Origin of the sequence: Pseudomonas sp. JQ170C (genome assembly GCF_035581345.1) — a bacterium.
Classification (GTDB): domain Bacteria; phylum Pseudomonadota; class Gammaproteobacteria; order Pseudomonadales; family Pseudomonadaceae; genus Aquipseudomonas.
The window spans coordinates 3,627,869-3,649,256 of the sequence record NZ_CP141608.1; the positions used below are offsets into that span (position 1 = coordinate 3,627,869).

Here is a 21,388-nt window from a genome sequence, read left to right on the forward strand (position 1 = left end):
ATGAGCGACTTCACTACCCTTGAACTGATCAAGGACTCCCGTGGTTTCGCCACCCTGTGGCTAAGCCGGGAAGACAAGAACAACGCCTTCAACGCCCAGATGATCCGCGAACTGATCCTGGCCATCGACCAGATCGCCGCGGACACCAGCCTGCGCTTCGTCCTGCTGCGTGGCCGTGGCCGGCATTTCAGCGCAGGCGCCGACCTTGCCTGGATGCAGCAATCGGCAGCGCTGGACTACAACACCAACCTGGACGATGCCCGCGAGCTGGCAGAGCTGATGTACAACCTGGCCAAGCTCAAGGTCCCGACTCTGGCCGTGGTCCAGGGCGCAGCCTTCGGTGGCGCGCTGGGCCTGATCAGTTGCTGCGACATGGCCATCGGCACCCGTGAGGCGCAACTGTGCCTGTCGGAAGTGCGCATCGGCCTGGCGCCTGCGGTGATCAGCCCGTTCGTGGTACAGGCCATGGGCGAGCGCGCCGCACGTCGCTACGCCCTGACCGCCGAGCGCTTCAGTGGCGAGCGCGCCCGTGAACTGGGCTTGCTGGCCGAGGCCTACCCGGCCACCGAGCTTGAGCAGCAGGTCGAACTGTGGATCGACAATCTGCTGCTCAACAGCCCCCAGGCCATGCGCGCCAGCAAAGAGTTGCTGCGCGAAGTGGGTCACGGTGAGCTGACCCCTGCCCTGCGCCGCTACTGCGAGAACGCCATCGCCCGCATCCGGGTCAGCCCCGAAGGCCAGGAAGGCTTGCGCGCCTTCCTGGAAAAACGCACACCCGCCTGGCAGGGCGAACCGTCGAACAAGGAGCCGCGCCCATGACCCGCACGCCATTGACTACCTTGCTGGTTGCCAACCGCGGCGAGATCGCCTGCCGGGTGATGCGCACCGCCAAGGCCCTGGGCTTGACCACCGTGGCCGTACACAGCGCCATCGACCGCGAGGCGCGTCACAGCCGAGAAGCCGATATCCGTGTTGACCTGGGCGGCGCCAAGGCCGCCGAGAGCTACCTGGACATCGACAAACTGCTGGCCGCAGCCAAGGCCAGCGGCGCCCAGGCGATTCACCCGGGTTATGGCTTTCTGTCGGAGAACGCAGGCTTTGCCCGTGCCATCGAAGCCGCCGGGCTGATCTTCCTCGGCCCACCGGCCAGCGCCATCGACGCGATGGGCAGCAAGTCCGCCGCCAAGGCGCTGATGGAGCAAGCCGGCGTGCCCCTGGTGCCGGGCTACCACGGCGAAGCCCAGGACCTGGAAACCTTCCGCGCCGCCGCCGAGACCATCGGCTACCCGGTGCTGCTCAAGGCCACCGCAGGCGGTGGCGGCAAAGGCATGAAGGTCGTCGAAAGCGAAAGCCAACTGGCCGAAGCCCTGGCGTCGGCCCAGCGTGAAGCCCAGTCGTCGTTTGGCGATGCGCGCATGCTGGTGGAAAAGTATGTACTCAAGCCGCGTCACGTAGAGATTCAGGTGTTCGCCGACCAGCACGGCAACTGCCTGTACCTCAATGAGCGCGACTGCTCGATCCAGCGCCGCCACCAGAAAGTCGTCGAGGAAGCCCCAGCCCCCGGCCTGAGCCCAGCCCAGCGCCAGGCCATGGGCGAAGCGGCGGTCAAGGCAGCGCAGGCCATTGGTTATGTCGGCGCCGGTACCGTCGAATTCCTGCTCGATGCCCGCGGCGAATTCTTCTTCATGGAGATGAACACCCGCTTGCAGGTAGAACACCCGGTGACCGAAGCCATTACCGGCCTGGACCTGGTGGCCTGGCAGATCCGTGTCGCCTGTGGCGAACCGCTGCCGATCACCCAGGAGCAGGTGCCGCTCAACGGTCACGCCATCGAAGTGCGCCTGTACGCCGAAGACCCCGCCAACGACTTCCTCCCGGCTACCGGGCAACTGGCGCTGTACCGCGAATCGGCGCCGGGTAAAGGGCGTCGGGTCGACAGTGGCGTCAGTGAAGGCGACAGCATCTCGCCGTTCTACGACCCGATGCTGGGCAAGCTGATCGCCTGGGGCCAGACCCGTGAACAGGCACGCCTGCGGTTGCTGGCGATGCTCGATGAGTTCGCCATTGGCGGGCTGAAAACCAACATCGCGTTCCTGCGGCGCATCCTCGCCCACCCGGCGTTTGCCGAGGCCGAGCTTGATACCGGTTTCATCCCGCGCTATCAGGAGCAGTTGCTGCCAGCGCCCCAGCCCCTGCCCGCCACGTTTTGGCAGGCAGCGGCTGAAGCCTTCATCCAGAGCCAACCGGTGCAACACCGTGACGATGATCGCCACTCGCCCTGGGCGGCCAATGCGGGCTTGCGCCTGGGCGTACCGGCGCATATCAGCCTGCACTTGAACTGCAATGGCCAGGACCAGGCCGTGGCGCTCACCCATGCGGCTGCGCCGACGCTGACGCTGGACGGCGATGAACTGATGATCGAGCACGATGGCCTGCGCCGTCGGCACCTGGCGATCCGTCGCGGCAACACCCTTTACCTGCAATGGGACGGCGAGCTGCACGCGGTGACCCCGTTCGACCCGATTGCCGAGGCCGATGCCAGCCACAGCCACCAGGGCGGCCTGAGTGCGCCCATGAACGGCAGTATCGTGCGGGTGTTGGTCGAGGTGGGGCAGACGGTTGAAGCCGGTACTCAGTTGGTGGTGCTGGAAGCCATGAAAATGGAACACAGCATTCGCGCAGCGCACGCCGGGACGGTCAAGGCGCTGTTTTGCCAGGAAGGCGAGATGGTCAGCGAAGGGGCTGTACTGGTAGAGCTGCAAGAAGACTGAAAACACATCGGGGGGCAGGCTCGCGTCTACAGGTTCTGTGTGTACCTGTAGACGCGGGCTTGCCCCCCGATGCTTTTAGAACCTTACAAACGCCTGTACCACCACACCCAGCACTTCACACTGCTGCGTGAACACCGCCTTGGGGTACGTCGGATTCAGTGGCTTGAGGTAGCGCTGGCCACCCTCCTCGATCAGTTGGCGGAAAATCAGGCCCGTGCGGTCGGGCACGCGGGCGATCACCAGCTTGCCCGGTGCAACGCTCACGCCTGTATCCACCAGGATCAGCATGCCCTCCGGCACGCTCAAGCCCATCGGCGCGGTCATTGCGTCGCCTTCTACCGGCAGCCAGAACGCACGGCCCAACGCGACATGGTCCGAGGACTGGCGTACGCAGGGTTCAGTGGGCTCGATCGTTTCCAGGCCGTCCCAGGCCAGGATCGGGTAGCGAAAATACAGATCGTGCTTCTGGTGCGCCGGGTCCAGGGATGCCGCCGCCGTGCCGGGCGCTCCATAGGTGCCGCTGGTTTCCGAGGTGTGCGGGGGAAACACCATCTGCAGAGGCGGCAAGCCGACCTCGATCAGAATCTGGTTCAACACCCTGAGCCTGGGCTCGCGCTCTTCGCGCAACCAATGCCCGACTGCACCCTGGGTGACCCCGATGCGTTCGGCGAGATTCTCCTGCGTGACTTTGAGTTCACGCATTCTGGCCTTGACCAGATCAGTCCAATTATCCATCGCTGGCACGATACGGACTGCTCCATGACGCTCAATACACAAATTGTAGTATTTAAAAAGCAGTCACAACTACATTGCGTATTATTATGCGGACCTACCTTAGAACGCTTACCCCTATGGCAGGTAGCCGAATGAAGCAGACATTTCCTGAAATGGATCTCAACCTGGATAACGAAGCGCTGAGTACCAGCGACGCTGCCCGCAAAGCGCTGGATTTCTACCTCAATCCAGCCCCGGTGTTGCCGTCGGTGGAGGAACCCTGGGTGGTCCCGCGAGAAAACCTCAGCGGTCCTGAGGCTGCCGAACGTGCCGTGCAGTTGCTGCTGTGTGCCGAAGCCACCGCCTGCGAGTCGGCCAACGGGTTACAGGGACGGCCGCGGCAACTGGCCTTGACCGTGGTGCACATGGTCCGTCTGGCCCAGACCATGGTCGAGCACATACCTGCCGAGCAGCGCGCTAAAGGGACAGAGGGTTAACGTGGGGAGTCGCAGCATGGCGGCGCTGGCGCCGTTCATTCAAGGAGGGAGCGCATTCGGTAAAGTTTTTTTACGGAATGACGGAGAATTCATTTGACTTGCAAATGATAACGATTATTATTGCTCGCAACTGGTCGCGAGACTGGTTGGATAAACTGAAAGCCCTTAGGTCGGACTCTCAGATTATCTCCTCATCAGGCTAATCACGGTTTTTGACCCGGCTTTTTGCCGGGTCTTTTTTTTTGGCTCTTCAGGCTAATGAAGGCGGGTGTTGCTTGAATGGCCGCGATGATAGCAAATGAATGTCGTACCGTGAAGGATGTAACGGCGCTTTGCAGAATTAGCACTTGAGAATCAATCTCGTTAAGACTAAGCTGATGCAGCGTCACGGAGGACGCCCCCTCCCCCCATCCGAGCAAGGAGCTTGTACATGACCCGTCTGCTGCTGCCCCTTGAGCATCACCCCGAGTCCCAGGACCTTGCGGACGACACCCTGCTGCAACACCTGAAGAAGCTGCCGCGTCGCGTCCAGCAAGTCTTCCTCCTGAGCCGTCTCGATCAACTGAGCTTTGCCAGCATCGCCGAGCGCCTGGGCCTGCCCGCACTGACTGTCGAACGCCACATGAACCAGGCCCTGCAAAGCGTACGCCCGCAAGGTGACGTCATCGCGAGCATGGCCGGCCAATGGTATGTGCGCTTGCAGAGCCCGCAGGTGACGGCCAGCGAGCGCATCGACTTTCGCCGCTGGCTGGACACCGCCCCCGAACATCGCGAAGCCTTCCACGCCACCGAACTGCGCTGGCGCACCTTGCTCGCCCCGGCGCAGCGGCTGGGCCACGACGCCTGGTACCGCGAGCCGCGCGCGGCCTTGTCGGTGGGCGGTTGCTCGGTGGCCATCGGCCTGGGCCTGGCAGCATTGGCAGCGATTGGTTTCTGGTCCTGATCCAGGCGTGTAGAGTGGGTGCCACAACAACTCTACAGGTGCCTGGTGATGACTGTGACGCTGCCCCCTCTGCATATCGACTGCGATTTCGATTCCGGCAATATCCTGATCAACGATGCCAGTGACCCGCGCCTGACCCGCCTGGCTATCCGGCCCGACACCCACAGCGGTCACTTCCAGTGGTTCCATTTCAAGGCCAACGGCCTGACCCCAGGCCAGCAGCACGGTTTTGTCCTGGAGAACGCCGGCCAGTCTTCCTATAACGGGGCCTGGACGGGCTACCAGGCCGTGGCGTCCTACGATCAGCAGCAGTGGTTCCGCGTCCCTACCCGCTTTGACGGCAAGGCCTTGACCTTTGAACTGGCCGCCGAGCAGCCACAGGCCTGGTTTGCCTATTTCGAGCCCTACCCCCGTGCCCGCCATAACCAATTGATCGAACGCGCCCGGCAGTTGCCGGGTGTCGAGCTACTGGCCACCGGCCGCAGCGTTGAAGGCCGTGATATTCCCTTGCTGCGCGCAGGCGACGGAGCCCCCGGCAAGCGCAAGCTGTGGCTGATTGCCCAGCAGCACCCAGGCGAGCACATGGCCGAATGGTTCATGGAAGGCGTGATCGATCGCTTGCAGCAGAACGATCCGACCGTGCAGGCGTTGCTCCAGCGAGCCGACCTCTACCTGATCCCCAACATGAACCCCGACGGCGCCTTCCATGGCCACCTGCGCACCAACTTTGCCGGCCAGGACCTCAACCGCGCCTGGCAGAACGCAAGTATCGACAAGAGCCCGGAAGTGTTCTTTGCCCAGTCGCAAATGAAGCAGCACGGCGTCGATCTGTTCCTGGACGTGCATGGCGACGAAGAAATCCCGCATGTGTTCACCGCCGGCTGCGAAGGTAACCCTGGCTTCACCCCGCGCCTGGCTGAACTGGAGAAAGCCTTCCGCGACAACCTGTGCAAGCGCACGGTCGATTTCCAGCAGGTACACGGCTATCCGCGTTCGGCCCCGGGCCAGGCCAACCTGACCCTGGGTGCCAACAGCGTCGGCCAGGCCTATGACTGCTTGTCGCTGACCCTGGAGATGCCCTTCAAGGACCACGACGACGCCCCCAACCCGCAAACCGGCTGGAATGGCCGACGCTCCAAGGACCTGGCTGACGCCGTGCTGGATGTCCTTGGGCAGATGGTCGACACCCTGCGCTGAGGTGCGTCGACCCTCTGGTTTGCTTTACGCCTGACCGTGAGCCTTGTGCTTGAGTTTCTCGGTGTCGACCCGCACGAACACCGAGTCAGCCGTCACGGTCAGCACGTCATCCGCCCAGACCTCACAAATCACCCGGCTCTTGCGCCCTACCTCACCTTCGACCCGTGCCTTGAGCAGCAGCTCGACGCCCATGGGAGTTGGCTTGAGGTAGCTCAGGTTCAATTGTCCGGTCACGCAGTCCAGACGCGGCAGGGTGCCGGGCTCGCGGCCTTCGGCGCGGTAGTGGTAGGCCATGGCCGTCCAGTTGGAATGGCAGTCGACCAGCATCGCCAGCAGGCCGCCGTACACCAGCCCCGGCCAGCCCAGAAAGGTGCTGTCGGGCGAATGGCGGCAGATCAGGTGAATACCGTCCTCGTCCCAATGGCTTTTCACGTGCAGACCACTGGGGTGGGAACAGCCGCAGCCATAGCAGACGCCTTCGGGGGCGGCCAGTTCCTGGAGGGATAGCAAGTGGTTACTCATAAGCTTCCTGATTGTCTGTTTTAGAGGGAAAGCGAGGGCTGATAGTAACGCCGTGTAACGCAAAAGCCCATGAACAGGTCATGGGCTTTTTTACGTTGCAAAGGTGCGGGCTAGGCGCCTTTGCCCGACACCGCCGGCTGGCCTGCCAGGGCGCTGGCGCCCGCTTTGCGCCGGGTCAGCGAGATCAGCAGGATGGCCAGGGTGACGCCTGCGGTCATCAGGGTCTCATAGCGGTAGGCCGGGCTGATCAGCATGTAGCCCAGCACCGTGACGATCAGGCCGATCACCAGCCACGTCAGCCACGGGAACAGCCACATCTTGAACGCAAGCTCAGTGCCCGCACGGTCGGTGATGGCCCGCATGCGCAATTGCGAAACCGCGATCACCAGGTACACCAGCAAGGCGATGGCCCCGGTGGTCGAGAGCAGGAAACCGAACACCTTGCCGGGGAACACATAGTTGACCAGGCAACCGGCAAAGCCGGCGAAGGTCGAGAGGATCACCGCCACGGTGGGGACGCCGTTGCCGGAAATGCGCTTGGTCATCTTCAGCGCCTCGCCGCGCGAACCCAGCGAGTAAAGCATCCGCGAGGCGGTGTAGAGCCCCGAGTTCATGCAGCTGGTCACCGCCACCAGCACCACCAGGTCAACCAGCAACTTGGCGCCGGGTACATTCAACACCTCCAGCACGCGCTGGAACGAGCCCACGGACTTGAGCCCCGGATCGTTCCAGGCCACCAGCGAGACAATGAAGAAGATCGAAACGATGTAGAAGATCGCGATGCGGTAGACCACCAGGTTGGTGGCCTTGCGGATCTTCTCTTTGGGGTTGGCGGTTTCGTCGGCCGCAATGGTGACGATCTCGGCGCCGAAGAACGAGAAAATGGTCACCAGCACACCGCCCAGCACCGCGCCGAAGCCATTGGGCATGAAGCCGCCGTTGGCCCATAGCTGACTGACCCCGGAGGTCTGCTGCGCCAGTGGCCACACGCCAAACACCGCCAGGGTGCAGACACCGATGAAGGCCAGGATCGCCACCACCTTGATCAGGGCGAACCAGTACTCGAATTCACCGAAGTTCTTCACGCTGATCAGGTTGGTGCACGACAGCACGATCATGATCAGAAAGGCGAACAGCCAGGACGGCACGCCGGGGAAATACGCATGGAGGATGTCGGCGCCGGCAATGGCTTCGACCGGGATGATCAACACCCAGAACCACCAGTACAGCCAACCGATGGTAAAGCCGGCCCAGGGGCCGATGGCCTGGCTTGCATAGGTAGAGAACGAGCCGCTGTTGGGGTTGGCAATGGCCATTTCCCCCAGCATGCGCATCACCAGCAGCACCAGCAGGCCGGTCATGGCGTAGGAAATCAGGATGGCCGGCCCCGCCGTGGCAATGGCGGTGGAAGAGCCGATGAACAAGCCGGCGCCGATGATGCCGGCGATGGAAATCATCGACACCTGGCGCGATGTCAGTCCGTGTTGCAGCGAACGCTGTTTCTTTTGTTCTAGCGAAGCCATGTTCAACCCTCAACTGGGTATGCCGCCGCGCCTTAGCGCAACCGACAGGGATAGAGCAGAAGTTTTTTATAGGAATGGTGACGCTTGTTGTTGTCTGCGGCCCGTCCCAAGCCGAATTAAAGTCGCCCTCTGAATAATCAAACAATGAACTTTCGAGCAGGAAAATACGGCCAGTTAGTTGCTCTGACTTCGGTGTTTTGCCTACTGTGAATTTCAGTTGAAATCCTTGATGCGGGTCAGTATTAATCTAGAGGACCGACTGTCACAAACGACCTTTTAGAAACACATGATTCCATTACGGAATGACCTCACGCCTTTTTCGCCGGATTGACCGCCCATGTCCAAACGCCTGATGCCCTCGACCACCGCGCTGCAGTGCTTTGAAGCTGCCGCCCGGCACCTGAGCTTCACCCGCGCCGCCCAAAAGCTGCACCTGACCCAGAGCGCGGTGAGCAAGCAGGTCGCCCAGCTCGAAGACATGCTCAGCCATCCCTTGTTCCAGCGCATTCGCCGACGCCTGCACCTGACCCCGGCCGGCGCCCTGTACCTGACCGAGGTGAACAAGATCCTGGTCCAGCTGGATATGTCCAGCCGCTACATCCTGAGCTATGGCGGCGAGACTGAAGTGCTGCGCATTGCCACCCAGCCGACCTTCGGCGAGCGTTGGCTGGTGCCCAACCTCAAGGGCTTTGGTGAGCGCTACCCGCGCATTCACCTGGACGTACGCAACGCCCTGGAACCCTTTGATCTGGTCCAGGCCAAGGCCGATATTGCCTTCTTTTTCGGCCAGGGCACCTGGCCAGGGGCAACCTGCATCGAACTGTTCAATGAGCAGGTGGTGCCGGTGTGCGCACCCGCGCTGCTGGCCCGTCATGCCTTCGCCAGCGCCGGTGCCCTTACCGAGCACCGCCTGCTGCAATGCACCTCAAGGCCCGAAGCCTGGCACGAATGGTTCCAGGGCCAGGGCCTGCACAGCGAAAACAGCTACCACGGCCCGCGCTTCGACACCTTTTCCATGTGCATCCGGGCCGCCCAGGCCGGCTGCGGTATCGCGCTGATCCCCCAATACCTGGTGGCCGAGGAGCTGCAGGAGGGCAAATTGGTGATCGCCTGGGCACACGCCAAGCCCAGCGAAGGCTCGCACTTCATTGCCCATGCCGAGCACGCCGCCGAAGTGCCCAAGGTCCGCGCGTTTGTGCAATGGATCACTGAGCGCGTAGGGCTTGAGGCGCAACATTCATAATTGGCGGAATGATTGCAATCCTTTAATTCGTTTGCGCTCAGCTCGCCAGTCTCGCTTATATACCGGCAAAACTAATCAGAGGCCGCGTGCACATGAGCCACGAAACAATCAGCCAGTCCATTTCCGTAGTTCATCCCATTACACTCTCGCACGGTAAAAACGCGGAAGTCTGGGACACCCGTGGCAAACGTTATATTGATTTTGTCGGTGGCATCGGCGTGTTGAACCTGGGCCATTGCAACCCGGGTATTGTCGCGGCCATCCAGCATCAGGCCACACGCCTCACCCATTACGCGTTCAATGCCGCCGGGCATGAGCCGTACATCGAATTGATGCAGCGCCTGGCAGCGTTCGTACCGGTGTCCTACCCCTTGAGCGGCATGCTCACCAACAGTGGCGCGGAGGCGGCGGAAAACGCCCTTAAGATTGCCCGGGGCGCCACCGGCAAGACGGCGATCATCGCCTTCGACGGTGGCTTTCACGGCCGCACCCTGGCCACCCTGAACCTCAATGGCAAGGTTGCTCCGTACAAGCAGCGGGTCGGCGTGCTACCGGGGCCGGTGTATCACCTGCCCTACCCCAGCGCCGATACCGGGGTGACGACCGAACAGGCCCTGACGGCCCTGGAGCGACTGTTCAGTGTCGAGATCGACGTCAATGAAGTGGCGGCAGTGATCTTCGAGCCGGTCCAGGGCGAAGGCGGCTTCCTGGCCATGGAGCCGGCCTTTGCCCAGGCCCTGCAGCGCTTCTGTAAAGGCCACGGGATTCTGATGATCGCCGACGAGATCCAGTCCGGCTTCGGCCGCACCGGCCAGCGCTTTGCTTTCCCGCGCCTGGGCATCGAACCCGACCTGCTGCTGGTCGCCAAGAGCATTGCCGGCGGCATGCCGCTGGGGGCCGTACTGGGACGCAGGGAGCTGCTCGACAGCCTGCCAAAGGGCGGCCTGGGTGGTACCTACTCCGGCAACCCGATGGCCTGTGCGGCGGCCTTGTCGACCCTGGAGCAGATGACAGACGCCAACCTCGCCACCTGGGGCGAGCTGCAGGAAAGCGCCATCGTCAGCCGCTACCAGCGCTGGCAGGCGCAGAAGCTGTCGCCCTGCCTGGGCCGCCTGACCGGCACCGGTGCGATGCGCGGCATCGAGCTGGTCGATGCCAACGGCGCACCCGCCCCGGCGCAGCTGGCCCGTGTGCTGGAAACGGCCAGGGACGCCGGGCTGTTGCTGATGCCCAGCGGCAAGGTCCGGCACATCATCCGCCTGCTTGCGCCACTGACCATCGAGCCTGAGGTGCTCAACGAGGGGCTGGATATTCTGGAGCGATGCCTGGCCTAGGTTTTCGCCCCCAGGCGCCCGGACAATGGCTGGTCTAGCATTGTCTTACCCATGCGCCGCCGGTATTGGCCTATGTGGAACTGAACTGCAGTTATCACTTCGCGTGCCAATGAAGGTCCTCCACCATGAACCAACCCCGTCGCGGGTTTCCCCTGCAGGTGCTCATCGGCCTGGCGATCATGTTCAGTACCCTGGTGCTCTGCGGGGTACTGGCATACCAGGGTTATCACGGTATCAAGCAGGCGCTGGTGGCCGCCTCGGCAGAATCCACGCACCAGTTGGGACGTACCATCAACGAGCGTGCCCAACGCTTGATCGACCCGGTGCTCAGTACCATCCGTCTCCTGGCCCACGACCCCATCTCCCATGCCCAGAACCTGCAACAGCGGCTCGATCGCCTGCCGTTGCTGGTGGCCAGCCTGTCCACCAACGCGACGCTCAGTGCGGTGTATGTCGGCTATCCGAATGGTGAATTCCTGCTGGCGCGGACCCTGCGCACTGACGCGCAGAAGCAGGACCTGCAAGCCCCTGCGGGCACCGCCTACCTGGTTCAGAGCATCAGCCTGGACGAAAGCGGCCAGTTGCAGGGGGAGTGGCGCTTCTATGACCCGCAGCTGAAGCTGCTCGAGCGCCTTGCCAAGCCCGACTACCGCTTCGATCCGCGTACCCGCCCCTGGTTCGTCTCCGGCATGGCGTCGGCCGCTACGGTGCTGACCAAGCCCTATGTCTTCTTCACCACCCGGGAGATTGGCCTGACGATGGCGCAGCGCAGCATCGACGGGGCGGCGGTGATGGGCATGGATGCCTCGGTCAATGACCTGGGGGGTGAAGTCGAGGACCTGCGCATGACGCCCGGCACCGAGATGGCCGTGGTGGACAGCGCAGGCAGCGTGATCATCTACCCGGACCTGCAGCGTGTGGTGGTCAAGGAAGGCGAAGACCTGCGCTTGTCGCGCCTGGATGAATTGGGCGTGGCAAGCCTGGACTGGTTGTTGGCCAATGACCACAAGGGTCTGGAACCGGTTCGCTACCAGGCTGGCGGCAAGGACTGGTATGGCATTCAGGTGCCCTTGTCGTCGTTTGTCCAACATGACATCCGAATGCTGATTGCCATACCCGCCACCGAACTGCTGATCGGCGCACGCCAGGCGTTGCTTGAAGCGGCGTTGTGGGCGAGCGTGCTGACCGCCCTGCTGTTGCTGGTTGGCTGGGCGCTGGCCCGGCGCATTGCCCAGCCGCTGCAGGCGCTGACCCAGCAGGTGCACGCCCTGGCCGGTTTTGACTTCGCTCAGAAAGTGGGGGTCGACTCGCGGATCACCGAGGTGCGCGAGCTCAGCCAGGTCCTGGGCAGCATGTCGCGCACCATCAACAACTTTCAGGCCATTACCCTCACCCTCAGCCGAGAAACCGACCTGGACAAGATGCTCGGTGAGGTGCTCGGCCAACTCGTGGAGGCCACGTCCGTTGAAGGTGGGGCCGTTTACCTGCAGAAGGAAGCCTCCGACGCCCTGCACCTGGCAGCCCATTGCCGGGGCGATCAGTATCCCGCCGAACTGACCCTGGAAATGGGCAGCCACGGCGACCTGAATGCCGCCGTGGCACACGCACTGCAAAGCCAGGCGCACTACCTGGCCGTTGCCTTGAACGACCGCAGCGAGCACCTGCTCGGCATTCTGGTGCTGCAACTGCGACCCCAGCAGCAACCGGGCGGCGTGCAGCAACCGTTCCGCCAGTTCGTCCAGGAGTTGTCGGGGGCTGCCGCCGTCGCCATCGAAACGCGCCAGTTGGTCGAAACCCAGCAACGCCTGCTGGATGCCATCATCAAATTGCTGGCCGACGCCACTGACGCCAAGAGCCCCTACACCGGCGGGCACTGCCAACGGGTCCCGCAACTGGCCGAGATGTTGCTGGACAAGGTCATCGAAGCTCGCAGCGGTCCTTATGCCGATTACCGCATGAGTGAACTGGAACGGTATGAATTCAGGATCGCCGCCTGGCTGCATGATTGCGGCAAGGTCACCAGCCCCGAATATGTGGTCGACAAGGCCACCAAGCTGGAAACGCTGTACAACCGCATCCACGAGATCCGCACGCGCTTTGAGGTGCTATGGCGCGACCTCGAAGTGGACTACTGGAAAGGCATGGCCGCTGGCGGTGATCAGCAAGCGCTGCAATGGGCCCTGGAGAGTCGCCGGGCCGAGCTTCAAGATGAGTTCGCCTTCGTTGCCAATGCCAACATTGGTGGCGAGTTCATGAGTGACGAGGCTATCGAACGCCTCAAGCAAATTGGCGCGCGGCGCTGGGAACGGCATTTCGACAACCGCCTGGGCTTGTCGCGGGACGAGTCCGAACGCCTGGCACCGGTTTCTTCGCCTGCCCTGCCGGCGCAGGAACAGTTGCTGGCCGACCGTGCCGATCACATCGTGCCCTGGGGCGAACGCAAGCCCCCGGTAGACAAGCATGACCCGCGCAACATCTGGGGCTTCGACATGCGCCTGCCGGCGCAGGCCTACAACTATGGCGAGCTGTACAACCTTTCTATCCGCCGAGGCACGTTGACCGACGAAGAGCGATTCAAGATCAACGAGCACATCGTGCAGACCATCATCATGCTCAATACCCTGCCGCTGCCCAACCACCTCAAGCGCGTGCCGTCCATCGCCGGTAACCACCATGAGAAGATGGACGGCACCGGCTACCCGCGTCGCCTGCGCAAGGACGACATGAGTATTGCCGAGCGGGTGATGGCTATCGCCGACATCTTTGAGGCACTGAGCGCGGCCGATCGCCCCTATAAAGCCGCCAAGACACTGTCTGAGTCGGTGAAGATCCTGGGGGCGATGGCCCGCGACCAGCATATCGATGCGGACCTGTTTCGCTTGTTCCTCACCACGGGGGTGTATCGCCAGTACGGCGAGAAATTCCTGCGCCGCGAACAGCTCGACGACGTGGATATCCAGCCCTACCTCGCGGCCCTGGATGCAGTCTGACTGCCGTGCTGCGCCCAGGCTTGCAGTGCTATTGCAATGCGCCCGGCCAGTGCTCGATGCCATTGGCAAAATGGCGTGCGCGCAAGCCGCCGGCCTTCAGGGCCGCAACCGCATCACGGGAAAACACGCACCAGGGGCCACGGCAATAGGCGATGACCTCCTGGCTCGGTGGTAGCTCGCCCAGGCGCTGCTGCAATTCACGGAACGGAATATTGATCGCCCCGGGCAAGTGGCCCTGGGCGAACTCGTCGGCCGGGCGGACATCCAGCAACGTCACGCTCTGCTCGCGCAAGCGCTCGAGCAACTCTTCACGGCTGATGGCTTCCAGTACCTCGGGGGTGTGCCGGCTGTCGTCGAGCAGCTCGCGCATGGCGGCGCGATTGAATTCGGCCAATTGCCCAAGCGCGGCAAGCACGCCGTGGATGGGGCCCTCACCGAGGCGGTACAGCACACGCTTGCCGTCGCGGCGGGTCTGCACGAGCCCGGCGCGGCGCAGGTGCTGCAAGTGCTGAGAGGCATTGGCCACCGACAGCTCGCACTGCTGCGCCAGTTGCTCCACGGCACGCTCACCCTGGGCAATGGCATCGAGCAGGTTAAGGCGATGGGCATGGCCCAGGGTTCGGGCCAGCTCGGCGATATCGTGCTGAAATTGAGTATTGAGGTCAGTCATTGACAGCACGGTAGCATTGACCAATCATTCAATCAATTCATTGAATGATAGACAGGAGAAACCCATGCTCGAAGGATTCATTCTCGCGGTGTTGATCGGCCTGACGGCAACGGCACTGGCCGATCTGTGGACACTGTTCCAGCAGCGCGTGCTCGATATCCAGGGACCGAACTGGGCCCTGGTGGGCCGCTGGGTCGGGCATATGCCACAAGGCCGGTTCGTCCATGCCAGCATCGCCAAGGCACCGGCCTTGCCGTCGGAGCGGGTGCTGGGGTGGGCCACCCACTACCTGACCGGCATCGTTTTCGCCGCCGTGCTGCTGGCTCTCAACGGAGTGGAGTGGGTGCGCCAGCCTGTCTTGCTGCCGGCGCTGGCGCTGGGTGTGGCCACGGTGCTGGCGCCATTCCTGATCATGCAACCCGGGATGGGCCTGGGCATTGCCGCATCAAAAACCCCCAACCCACCGGCGGCACGCGTGCGCAGCCTGGTCGCCCATATCGTGTTCGGGGTGGCTTTGTATCTGGCGGGGTTGCTGTGGTCGGCGGTGCTGGCCTGAATCATCGACTGTGATGCAGCCAACGCTTCATGCGCGGCCACAGGCCGGAGGCTGGAAGCAGGACCGGCAGCCGCTCGGGCTGGACCGTGAGTTGCTGTTGCCAGCTATCCACCTGCGCCCTGAGCTCGGCCTCATGGCTCAAATGATGCTCGAACTCGGTGCGCGGCCCGGCGGCGAGGCTGCCCAGCACATACTCGACGGCGAGCTGGTCAAGCTCGTCCTGGGGCTCGTTGTCATCAACATTGCTCATTCCCGGCACTCCTGCGGTGCAGCCAGGACTTGTCTGCAATCTACAGCATACAACCCCGGCTGACGGCGCGGCCGCGAAGGGATGAACGTTACAGGCCGAGCTCTTGAGGGGTGAGCATGTCGCATTCAAAGGCGATCCAGCCACCTTCGAGTTCGGCATGGCCGTTGACGATCGGGCCGTAGTAGCTCAGGCCGTTGTCCAGGGTGACGCAGATATGCGTGGCTTTGTCCGGGGCGGCCAGGGCGCCGACAAAATGCACCTTCTTCAAGGTTTCGGTGACTGCTTCAAGGCCGACCCGAATCGCGACGTTTTCCACCGCTTCGACATCTTCGTGCAGGTCGTCGCTGACGGTCACGGTGGCTGTGTAGTTGTACATGCTTGAACTCCAACGACGGATAGATCGGCGTCTGCTGACGCGCGCGGGCGCCTAGGGTAATGGACTGGCGCACAAAAATCCCGCGCACATCGACATCCGGCGCCGGCAAAGGCTGGTATTGTGCGCCCCCGCCATGATCAATCTGGGAAACGACATTGACCGCTGAACAACACCTGACCCCTGACCTGTTCGAGGTCGACAAGCGCCTGGGCCTCAAGCCTGTGGTGGATTTCAACAGCTACCTGCAAAAGGCCTTCGGCGACGGCCCGTGCCGTTGCAGCCGCTGCCTGGCCAGTGCAGGTGACGAGTCGGGCTACGAGCATGCGCACACCTTCAACCTGCAAGGCCAGACGGTCCATCGCCGCTTTGCCACGACCTCCGGCAGCGATGTATTGCTGGTACTGAAGAAGGCCTGGCTGTCGTACACCAAGGCCGAGCTGTCGCCGCTGGGCAACCTCGACCTCGACACCCTGCGCGCCTTCGTCGAACCGCAATGGCACAAGCGCCTGGTGCCGCTGCTGCTGGCCAGCGGCCTGGTCCGGGACGTTGAAGGGCAACTCATGTTGCAGGCCCAAGCGGGCGACTGACGCAGATGTAGGAGCGGGCTTGCCCCGCGATAGCGATCTAGCTGATACACCGCTATCGCGGGGCAAGCCCGCTCCTACGCGCCCACTGCCAACGCATAAGGCCCCTCGGCCAGTTGCTCGCGCAGGAACGCCACGCAACTGCGCACTTTGGCCGAGCTGCTCGAGCGCGCCGCCGTCACCGCCCAGACATCGGCCGGCTGGTGATACGCCGGCAGCACCCGCACCAGCGAGCCATCCTCGAGATTACTGACCACATCCCAGTAAGACGCCATGATGATGCCGTGCCCGTCCAGTGCCCACTGGCGCACGATGTCGCTGTGGTTGGCCGCCATCGGGCCGGTGACTTTGACCGTCTCGACACCGCCCGGGCCGGTCAGCCGCCAGACCCCGAAACGATCGTCGCGGCTGCGAAACAACAGGCAATCCTGCTGCGCCAGCTCTGCCGGCACCCGCACCGGCCCGCGCCGCGCCAGGTAGTCGGGAGCCGCCGCCAGCACGCGTTTGTTCTCGGCAATCCGATGGGCAATCAGGTGCTTTTCCTGCACCTCCCCCACGCGGATATCAATGTCGAAGTTCTCCCCGATCAGGTCCACCCGCCGGTCCATCAGTTCCAGCCAGACATCCAGGTTCGTATGACGCTTGCGCAGCAACGACAGGATCGGTGCGACATGCTCGCGCCCGAGGCGCAGGCTGGTGCTGATGCGCAAGGTGCCACGCGGCTCGCTGTGCGCCCCGGACAGCGACTCGAGCATCGACTCGACGTTCTCGAGAATCTTCTGCGCCCAGATGAAGGCGGCCTCGCCATCGCTGGTGATGTTCACCCGGCGCGTGGTGCGGTTGAACAACTTCACCCCCAGCAGCGTCTCCAGGGTGGCGATGCGCTTGCTGACATGGGCCGGCGACAGCCCTATCTCGGTGGCTGCGGCAATGAAGCTCGAACGCCGGGCCACCTCACAGAACAGCTGCAAGTCGCGCAGCAGCGGATCATTATTCGCTAGTAGCGCATTCTGATTCTTCATTCAGCCCGATTATCTCCCCAGCGTTTTTTATTAGCCTCTCACAAAACCGCCGTCGCGGTCAGCCTTGCCCACACAAGAACAATGAGAGCGCCATGACCACCCTACGCATCGCCGTCGCCGGTGCCGGCCTGATCGGCCGTCGTCACATCGAACTGATCCAGGCCAGCAGCGCCTGCCAACTCTGCGCGCTGGTCGACCCGGCACCGGCCGCTGCGGCGCTGGCCCAGTCCGCCGGGGTGCCGCTGTACACCTCGCTGGAACAGCTGTTCGCCGAACAACGCCCGGACGGGGTCATCCTCGCCACGCCTAACCCGCTGCACGTGCAAGGCGCCCTAGCCTGCGTCGAACACGGCGTGGCGGCGCTGATCGAGAAGCCGGTGGCCCACAGCCTGGCAGAAGGCAAGCGCCTGCTGGCCATTGCCGAGCAACGTGGCGCACGGTTACTGGTGGGACACCATCGCGCCCACAGCGCGATTCTCGACAAGGCCCGCGAGGTGATCGCCGAAGGCGTGCTCGGCAACCTGGTCGCGGTGATGGGCAGCGCCCTGTTCTACAAGCCCGATGATTACTTCGACGCCGCGCCCTGGCGCCGCGAGGCCGGTGGCGGACCGGTGCTGATCAACATGATCCATGAGATCGGCAACCTGCGTTCGCTGTGCGGCGAAATCGTCGCCGTGCAGGCGCAGGCCTCCGGTGCCACCCGCGGTTTTGCCGTGGAAGACAGCATCGCCATCAGCCTGCGCTTTGCCAGCGGCGCCCTGGGCACCTTCATGCTCTCGGACACCGCCGCCTGCGCCCGCAGTTGGGAGCAGACCGCCCGGGAAAACCTCGATTACCCAAGCTACGCCGACGAAGACTGCTACGTGATTGCCGGCACCCGTGGCTCGCTGTCGATCCCGACCATGCGCCTTAAGTACTACGAGCGCGATGAACACCGTTCCTGGTGGAAGCCCTTCAGCACGGCAGTCGCCACGCTGGAGCAGGCCGACCCGCTGCAACGCCAGCTGGCGCACTTCTGCCAGGTGATACGCGGTGAGGCGCAACCGCGGGTGACCGTGCGTGACGGCCTGCGCAATTTGCAGATTGTCGATGCCATCACCCAGGCCGCGCAGAGCGGCCAGATCGTGCTGACCGAATCGCTGTAAACCGCCGTACCTCCATAACAACAACAAACGGAGACACCCGATGGCCAAGCATGCCGAGGGGCTGCACGCTACGCAGCAAACGAAAAAAGCCACGGCCAGTGGCTGGGTCGGTTCGGCCCTGGAGTACTACGACTTCTTTATCTACGCCCAGGCCGCGGCACTGATTTTCCCGCAGATCTTCTTCCCATCCAGCGACCCCAGCGTGGCGATCATCGCCTCGCTGGCCACCTACGGCGTGGGTTACCTGGCGCGCCCGGTCGGGGCCTTCTTCCTCGGCCACTGGGGTGATACCCGCGGGCGCAAGAACGTGCTGTTGCTGTGCATGTTCCTCATGGGCCTGGCCACGGTCGCGGTCGGCCTGCTGCCCACCTACAACCAGATCGGCTACTGGGCACCCGCGTTGCTGGTGGTGCTGCGCCTGATCCAGGGCTTTGCGGTGGCCGGGGAAATCGCCGGGGCGAGCTCGATGATCCTTGAACATGCCCCGCCCGGGCGACGCGGCTTCTTTGCCAGTTTTACCCTGCAAGGGGTACAGGCCGGGCAGGTGCTGGCTGCGGCGATCTTCCTGCCACTGGCCTACTTCATGCCCGAGGACGCCTTCAACAGCTGGGGCTGGCGGATTCCGTTCCTGCTCAGCGCCGCCGTGTTGATCGCCGCCTTCATCATCCGTCGCGAGGTGGAGGAGCCCCAGGCGTTCACCCGCAAGGTCAACCCGCAGGTGCGCCAGCGCTCGCCGATCCGCGACGCGTTCAAGTACAGCTGGCGCGGCATGCTGGTGGTGCTGGGGGTGTCGCTGATGAACGTGATCCCGGTGGTGACCACGGTGTTCGGCGCTGCCTACGCGGTGCAGCCGGCCTACGGTGTGGGCTTCGACAAGAGCGTGTACCTGTGGATTCCGGTGGTGGGCAATATCGTCGCGGTGCTGGTGATTCCCTTTGTCGGCAACCTCTCGGACCGCATCGGTCGCCGGCCGCTGATCATCGGCAGTGCACTGGGCTGCGGCCTGATGTCGTTCCTGTACCTGTACGCGATCAGCCTGCACAACCTGCCACTGGCCTTCGCCGCCTCGCTGCTGATGTGGGGGATGATCTACCAGGGCTACAACGCGATTTTCCCAAGCTTTTTCCCCGAGCAGTTCCAGACCCACTACCGGGTGTCGGCCATGGCCATTGCCCAGAATGTCGGCTACATGTTCACCGCCCTGCTTCCGGCCCTGTTCACCGCTGTGGCACCCCCTGGCTCGGACAACGTACCGCTGCTGATCGGCAGCATCACCTGCGTGGTGACCGCGATCTCGGCCATCGCCGCCTGGAGCGCGCCGGAAACCTACCGCACGCCACTGGACCAGCTCGGCCGCGTTGACGCCGTCGCCCTGGACAAACCTACCTACGACGCCCTGCGCACCACCTCACTGACTGGAAACCTGCACCCATGACCACCCTGCTCGTGCTCAACGGCCCCAACCTGAACATGCTTGGCCTGCGCCAGCCCGAGGTCTATGGCCGGGAAACCCTGGCCGATGTCCAGGCCCTGTGCCAACAGACCGCCAGCGGCCACGACCTGGCCCTGGAGTTTCACCAGACCAACCATGAAGGCCAAATGATCGACTGGATTCACCAGGCCCGTGGCCGAGTGGCCGGCATCGTCATCAACCCCGGCGCCTGGACCCACACCTCGGTGGCAATCCACGACGCCCTGATCGCTGCCGAAGTACCGGTGATCGAGGTGCATATTTCCAACGTTCACCGCCGCGAAGCCTTCCGCCACCACTCCTATGTGTCGCTGGTGGCCAAGGCGGTGTTGGCCGGTTTCGGCACCCACGGCTATGTGCTGGCCATCGACCATTTCGCCCGCGAGCTGCGCGGGCAACCAGGAGGTGATGCATGAAAACACTCGCCAACCCCAGCCAGCGACTGCGCCTGGGCTTCGTCGGCGGCGGCCTGGAGTCATCGATCGGCGCCACCCACCGCTACGCGGCCCACCTGGACGGGCACTTCGAGCTGGTCGCCGGGGTGTTTGCCCGCGACCCGCAGCGCAACCTGGCGGCCGCGCAGGCCTACGGCGTGGACCCGGCGCGTACCTACAGCGACTTTGCGCAGATGGCCCAGGCCGAAGCCGCGCGCACCGACGGTATCCAGGCGGTGGCGATCATGGCGCCCAATGCCGTGCATGTACCGGCGAGCCTGGCCTTCCTCGAACACGGGATCGACGTGATTTGCGACAAGCCCCTGGCCACCCACATGGACGAGGCCAGGGCCCTGGTCGAGCGGGTTCGCCAGGGCCCGGCGTTGCAATTGCTCACGCACAACTACAGTGGCTACCCCATGATCCGCGAAGCCCGGGCGCTTATCGCCCAGGGCGCGATTGGCGAGGTGCGCCTGGTGCAGGTCGAGCATGCCAGCGCCTTCGGCACTCATCCGCTGGAACAGCAAGGGGTCAAGAACCTGGCCTGGCGCACCGACCCGGACCAGGCCGGCACCTCGTCAGTGCTGGCCGATGTCGGTGTGCACGCCCATCAGTTGCTGCGTTTCGTCACCGGGCAAGAGATCAGCGAAGTTTCCGCCGAACTCAGCACCCTGGTGCCGGGCCGACGCTCGGACGACAACGCCCACGTCAAACTGCGCCTGAGCGGTGGCACCCGCGGGATGCTCTGGGCAAGCTTTGTGGCCGCAGGCCACCGGCACGGGTTGCAGATCCGGGTATTCGGCTCGACCGGCTCGCTGTACTGGCATCAGGAAGAACCGGAGCGCCTGGAGCTGCGTCATCAGGACCAGCCCCATCAAGTGCTGCGCCGTGGCGAAGCCTGGCTCAGTGAGGCAGCGAAGCAGGCCACGCGGATCAAGGCCGGTCAGCCGGAAGGGTTGCTCGAGGCCTTCGCCAACATCTACAGCGACGCCGCCGAGCTGATCCGGGCCCGGCGCGAGCAGCGCCCAAGCGCCCCACTGGCGCGCCTGTGTCCGAACGCAGAAGACGGCTTGCGCGGCATGGCGTTCATCGAGGCTTGCGTGCGCTCGGACCAGGATCAGGGCTGCTGGACCCCGGTGGCCTGAA

General features: G+C 63.5%; 21 protein-coding genes. 14 read left to right on the forward strand and 7 right to left on the reverse strand.

Going from position 1 to position 21,388, the window contains the following annotated elements; genetic code table 11:
- Together U9R80_RS16180 and U9R80_RS16185 are read left to right on the forward strand one after the other, a co-directional pair.
- Positions 1-819: a gamma-carboxygeranoyl-CoA hydratase gene (locus U9R80_RS16180; protein WP_301841009.1), complete on the forward strand. Its 819-nt coding sequence runs from the start codon at positions 1-3 to the stop codon at positions 817-819.
- Positions 816-2,771, forward strand: a complete 1,956-nt coding sequence (locus U9R80_RS16185) for an acetyl/propionyl/methylcrotonyl-CoA carboxylase subunit alpha (RefSeq protein WP_301841008.1) — start codon at positions 816-818, stop codon at positions 2,769-2,771. The genes U9R80_RS16180 and U9R80_RS16185 overlap by 4 nt, the downstream gene beginning before the upstream one ends.
- A 75-nt stretch (positions 2,772-2,846) precedes the next feature.
- On the opposite strand, the gene U9R80_RS16190 is transcribed toward U9R80_RS16185, so the two are convergent.
- Complete coding sequence (locus U9R80_RS16190) at positions 2,847-3,506, reverse strand: LexA family protein (RefSeq protein WP_301841007.1); 660 nt, start codon at positions 3,504-3,506, stop codon at positions 2,847-2,849.
- A 131-nt stretch (positions 3,507-3,637) separates the two neighbouring features.
- Here U9R80_RS16190 and U9R80_RS16195 point away from each other — a divergent pair, with 131 nt between their 5' ends.
- The 3 genes from U9R80_RS16195 to U9R80_RS16205 all read left to right on the forward strand — a co-directional run bounded on the left by U9R80_RS16195 (position 3,638) and on the right by U9R80_RS16205 (position 6,122).
- The gene (locus U9R80_RS16195) at positions 3,638-3,982 is read left to right on the forward strand and encodes a DUF6124 family protein (protein ID WP_301841006.1); all 345 of its coding nucleotides are present in this window, start codon (positions 3,638-3,640) and stop codon (positions 3,980-3,982) included.
- A 430-nt stretch (positions 3,983-4,412) separates the two neighbouring features.
- Positions 4,413-4,925, forward strand: coding sequence for a DUF4880 domain-containing protein (locus U9R80_RS16200; RefSeq protein WP_301841005.1), 513 nt, complete (start codon positions 4,413-4,415; stop codon positions 4,923-4,925).
- Positions 4,926-4,973: 48 nt separating this feature from the next.
- Entirely contained in the window at positions 4,974-6,122 is a 1,149-nt protein-coding gene (locus tag U9R80_RS16205) for a M14 family metallopeptidase (RefSeq protein ID WP_301841004.1), read from the forward strand.
- A 24-nt stretch (positions 6,123-6,146) separates the two neighbouring features.
- Here the strand turns inward: U9R80_RS16205 and U9R80_RS16210 are convergent, their stop codons facing one another.
- Both U9R80_RS16210 and U9R80_RS16215 read right to left on the reverse strand, forming a co-directional pair.
- Entirely contained in the window at positions 6,147-6,644 is a 498-nt protein-coding gene (locus U9R80_RS16210) for a PaaI family thioesterase (protein WP_301841003.1), read from the reverse strand.
- A 110-nt stretch (positions 6,645-6,754) separates the two neighbouring features.
- Complete coding sequence (locus U9R80_RS16215) at positions 6,755-8,167, reverse strand: amino acid permease (RefSeq protein WP_301841002.1); 1,413 nt, start codon at positions 8,165-8,167, stop codon at positions 6,755-6,757.
- A gap of 337 nt (positions 8,168-8,504) precedes the next feature.
- Here U9R80_RS16215 and U9R80_RS16220 point away from each other — a divergent pair, with 337 nt between their 5' ends.
- From U9R80_RS16220 to U9R80_RS16230, 3 genes are all read left to right on the forward strand, one after another.
- The gene (locus U9R80_RS16220; protein WP_301841001.1) at positions 8,505-9,410 is read left to right on the forward strand and encodes a LysR substrate-binding domain-containing protein; all 906 of its coding nucleotides are present in this window, start codon (positions 8,505-8,507) and stop codon (positions 9,408-9,410) included.
- A 92-nt stretch (positions 9,411-9,502) separates the two neighbouring features.
- Positions 9,503-10,744, forward strand: a complete 1,242-nt coding sequence (locus U9R80_RS16225; protein ID WP_301841000.1) for a 2-aminoadipate transaminase — start codon at positions 9,503-9,505, stop codon at positions 10,742-10,744.
- Between the two features lie 125 nt (positions 10,745-10,869).
- Positions 10,870-13,734 (forward strand): HD domain-containing phosphohydrolase, encoded by a 2,865-nt coding sequence (locus U9R80_RS16230; RefSeq protein WP_301840999.1) that lies wholly within the window; start codon positions 10,870-10,872, stop codon positions 13,732-13,734.
- Between the two features lie 28 nt (positions 13,735-13,762).
- On the opposite strand, the gene U9R80_RS16235 is transcribed toward U9R80_RS16230, so the two are convergent.
- The gene (locus U9R80_RS16235; RefSeq protein ID WP_301840998.1) at positions 13,763-14,404 is read right to left on the reverse strand and encodes an ArsR/SmtB family transcription factor; all 642 of its coding nucleotides are present in this window, start codon (positions 14,402-14,404) and stop codon (positions 13,763-13,765) included.
- 64 nt (positions 14,405-14,468) lie between these two features.
- Here U9R80_RS16235 and U9R80_RS16240 point away from each other — a divergent pair, with 64 nt between their 5' ends.
- Complete coding sequence (locus U9R80_RS16240; protein ID WP_301840997.1) at positions 14,469-14,960, forward strand: DUF2938 domain-containing protein; 492 nt, start codon at positions 14,469-14,471, stop codon at positions 14,958-14,960.
- 1 nt (position 14,961) lies between these two features.
- Here U9R80_RS16240 and U9R80_RS16245 read toward each other — a convergent pair whose 3' ends face one another.
- Both U9R80_RS16245 and U9R80_RS16250 read right to left on the reverse strand, forming a co-directional pair.
- Complete coding sequence (locus U9R80_RS16245; protein WP_301840996.1) at positions 14,962-15,210, reverse strand: hypothetical protein; 249 nt, start codon at positions 15,208-15,210, stop codon at positions 14,962-14,964.
- 88 nt (positions 15,211-15,298) lie between these two features.
- On the reverse strand, positions 15,299-15,586 hold the full coding sequence (locus U9R80_RS16250; protein WP_028941898.1) for a hypothetical protein: 288 nt from the start codon (positions 15,584-15,586) through the stop codon (positions 15,299-15,301).
- Between the two features lie 155 nt (positions 15,587-15,741).
- On the opposite strand from U9R80_RS16250, the gene U9R80_RS16255 reads away from it, so the two are divergent.
- Positions 15,742-16,173 carry a hypothetical protein gene (locus U9R80_RS16255; RefSeq protein WP_301840995.1) on the forward strand — a complete coding sequence of 144 codons (432 nt, stop codon included), beginning with the start codon at positions 15,742-15,744 and terminating at the stop codon, positions 16,171-16,173.
- 74 nt (positions 16,174-16,247) lie between these two features.
- Here the strand turns inward: U9R80_RS16255 and U9R80_RS16260 are convergent, their stop codons facing one another.
- On the reverse strand, positions 16,248-17,192 hold the full coding sequence (locus tag U9R80_RS16260) for a LysR family transcriptional regulator (RefSeq protein ID WP_301840994.1): 945 nt from the start codon (positions 17,190-17,192) through the stop codon (positions 16,248-16,250).
- Between the two features lie 92 nt (positions 17,193-17,284).
- Here U9R80_RS16260 and U9R80_RS16265 point away from each other — a divergent pair, with 92 nt between their 5' ends.
- The 4 genes from U9R80_RS16265 to U9R80_RS16280 are packed head-to-tail and all read left to right on the forward strand — an operon-like array spanning position 17,285 to position 21,387.
- Entirely contained in the window at positions 17,285-18,337 is a 1,053-nt protein-coding gene (locus U9R80_RS16265; protein ID WP_301840993.1) for a Gfo/Idh/MocA family protein, read from the forward strand.
- A gap of 40 nt (positions 18,338-18,377) precedes the next feature.
- Positions 18,378-19,772, forward strand: a complete 1,395-nt coding sequence (locus tag U9R80_RS16270; protein WP_301840992.1) for an MFS transporter — start codon at positions 18,378-18,380, stop codon at positions 19,770-19,772.
- Positions 19,769-20,224, forward strand: coding sequence for a type II 3-dehydroquinate dehydratase (gene aroQ / locus U9R80_RS16275; protein ID WP_301840991.1), 456 nt, complete (start codon positions 19,769-19,771; stop codon positions 20,222-20,224). Before U9R80_RS16270 ends, aroQ begins: the two co-directional genes overlap by 4 nt.
- A complete protein-coding gene (locus U9R80_RS16280; RefSeq protein ID WP_301840990.1) occupies positions 20,221-21,387 on the forward strand; it encodes a Gfo/Idh/MocA family protein in 1,167 nt (388 codons plus the stop codon). Before aroQ ends, U9R80_RS16280 begins: the two co-directional genes overlap by 4 nt.
- Position 21,388: the final 1 nt, after the last annotated feature.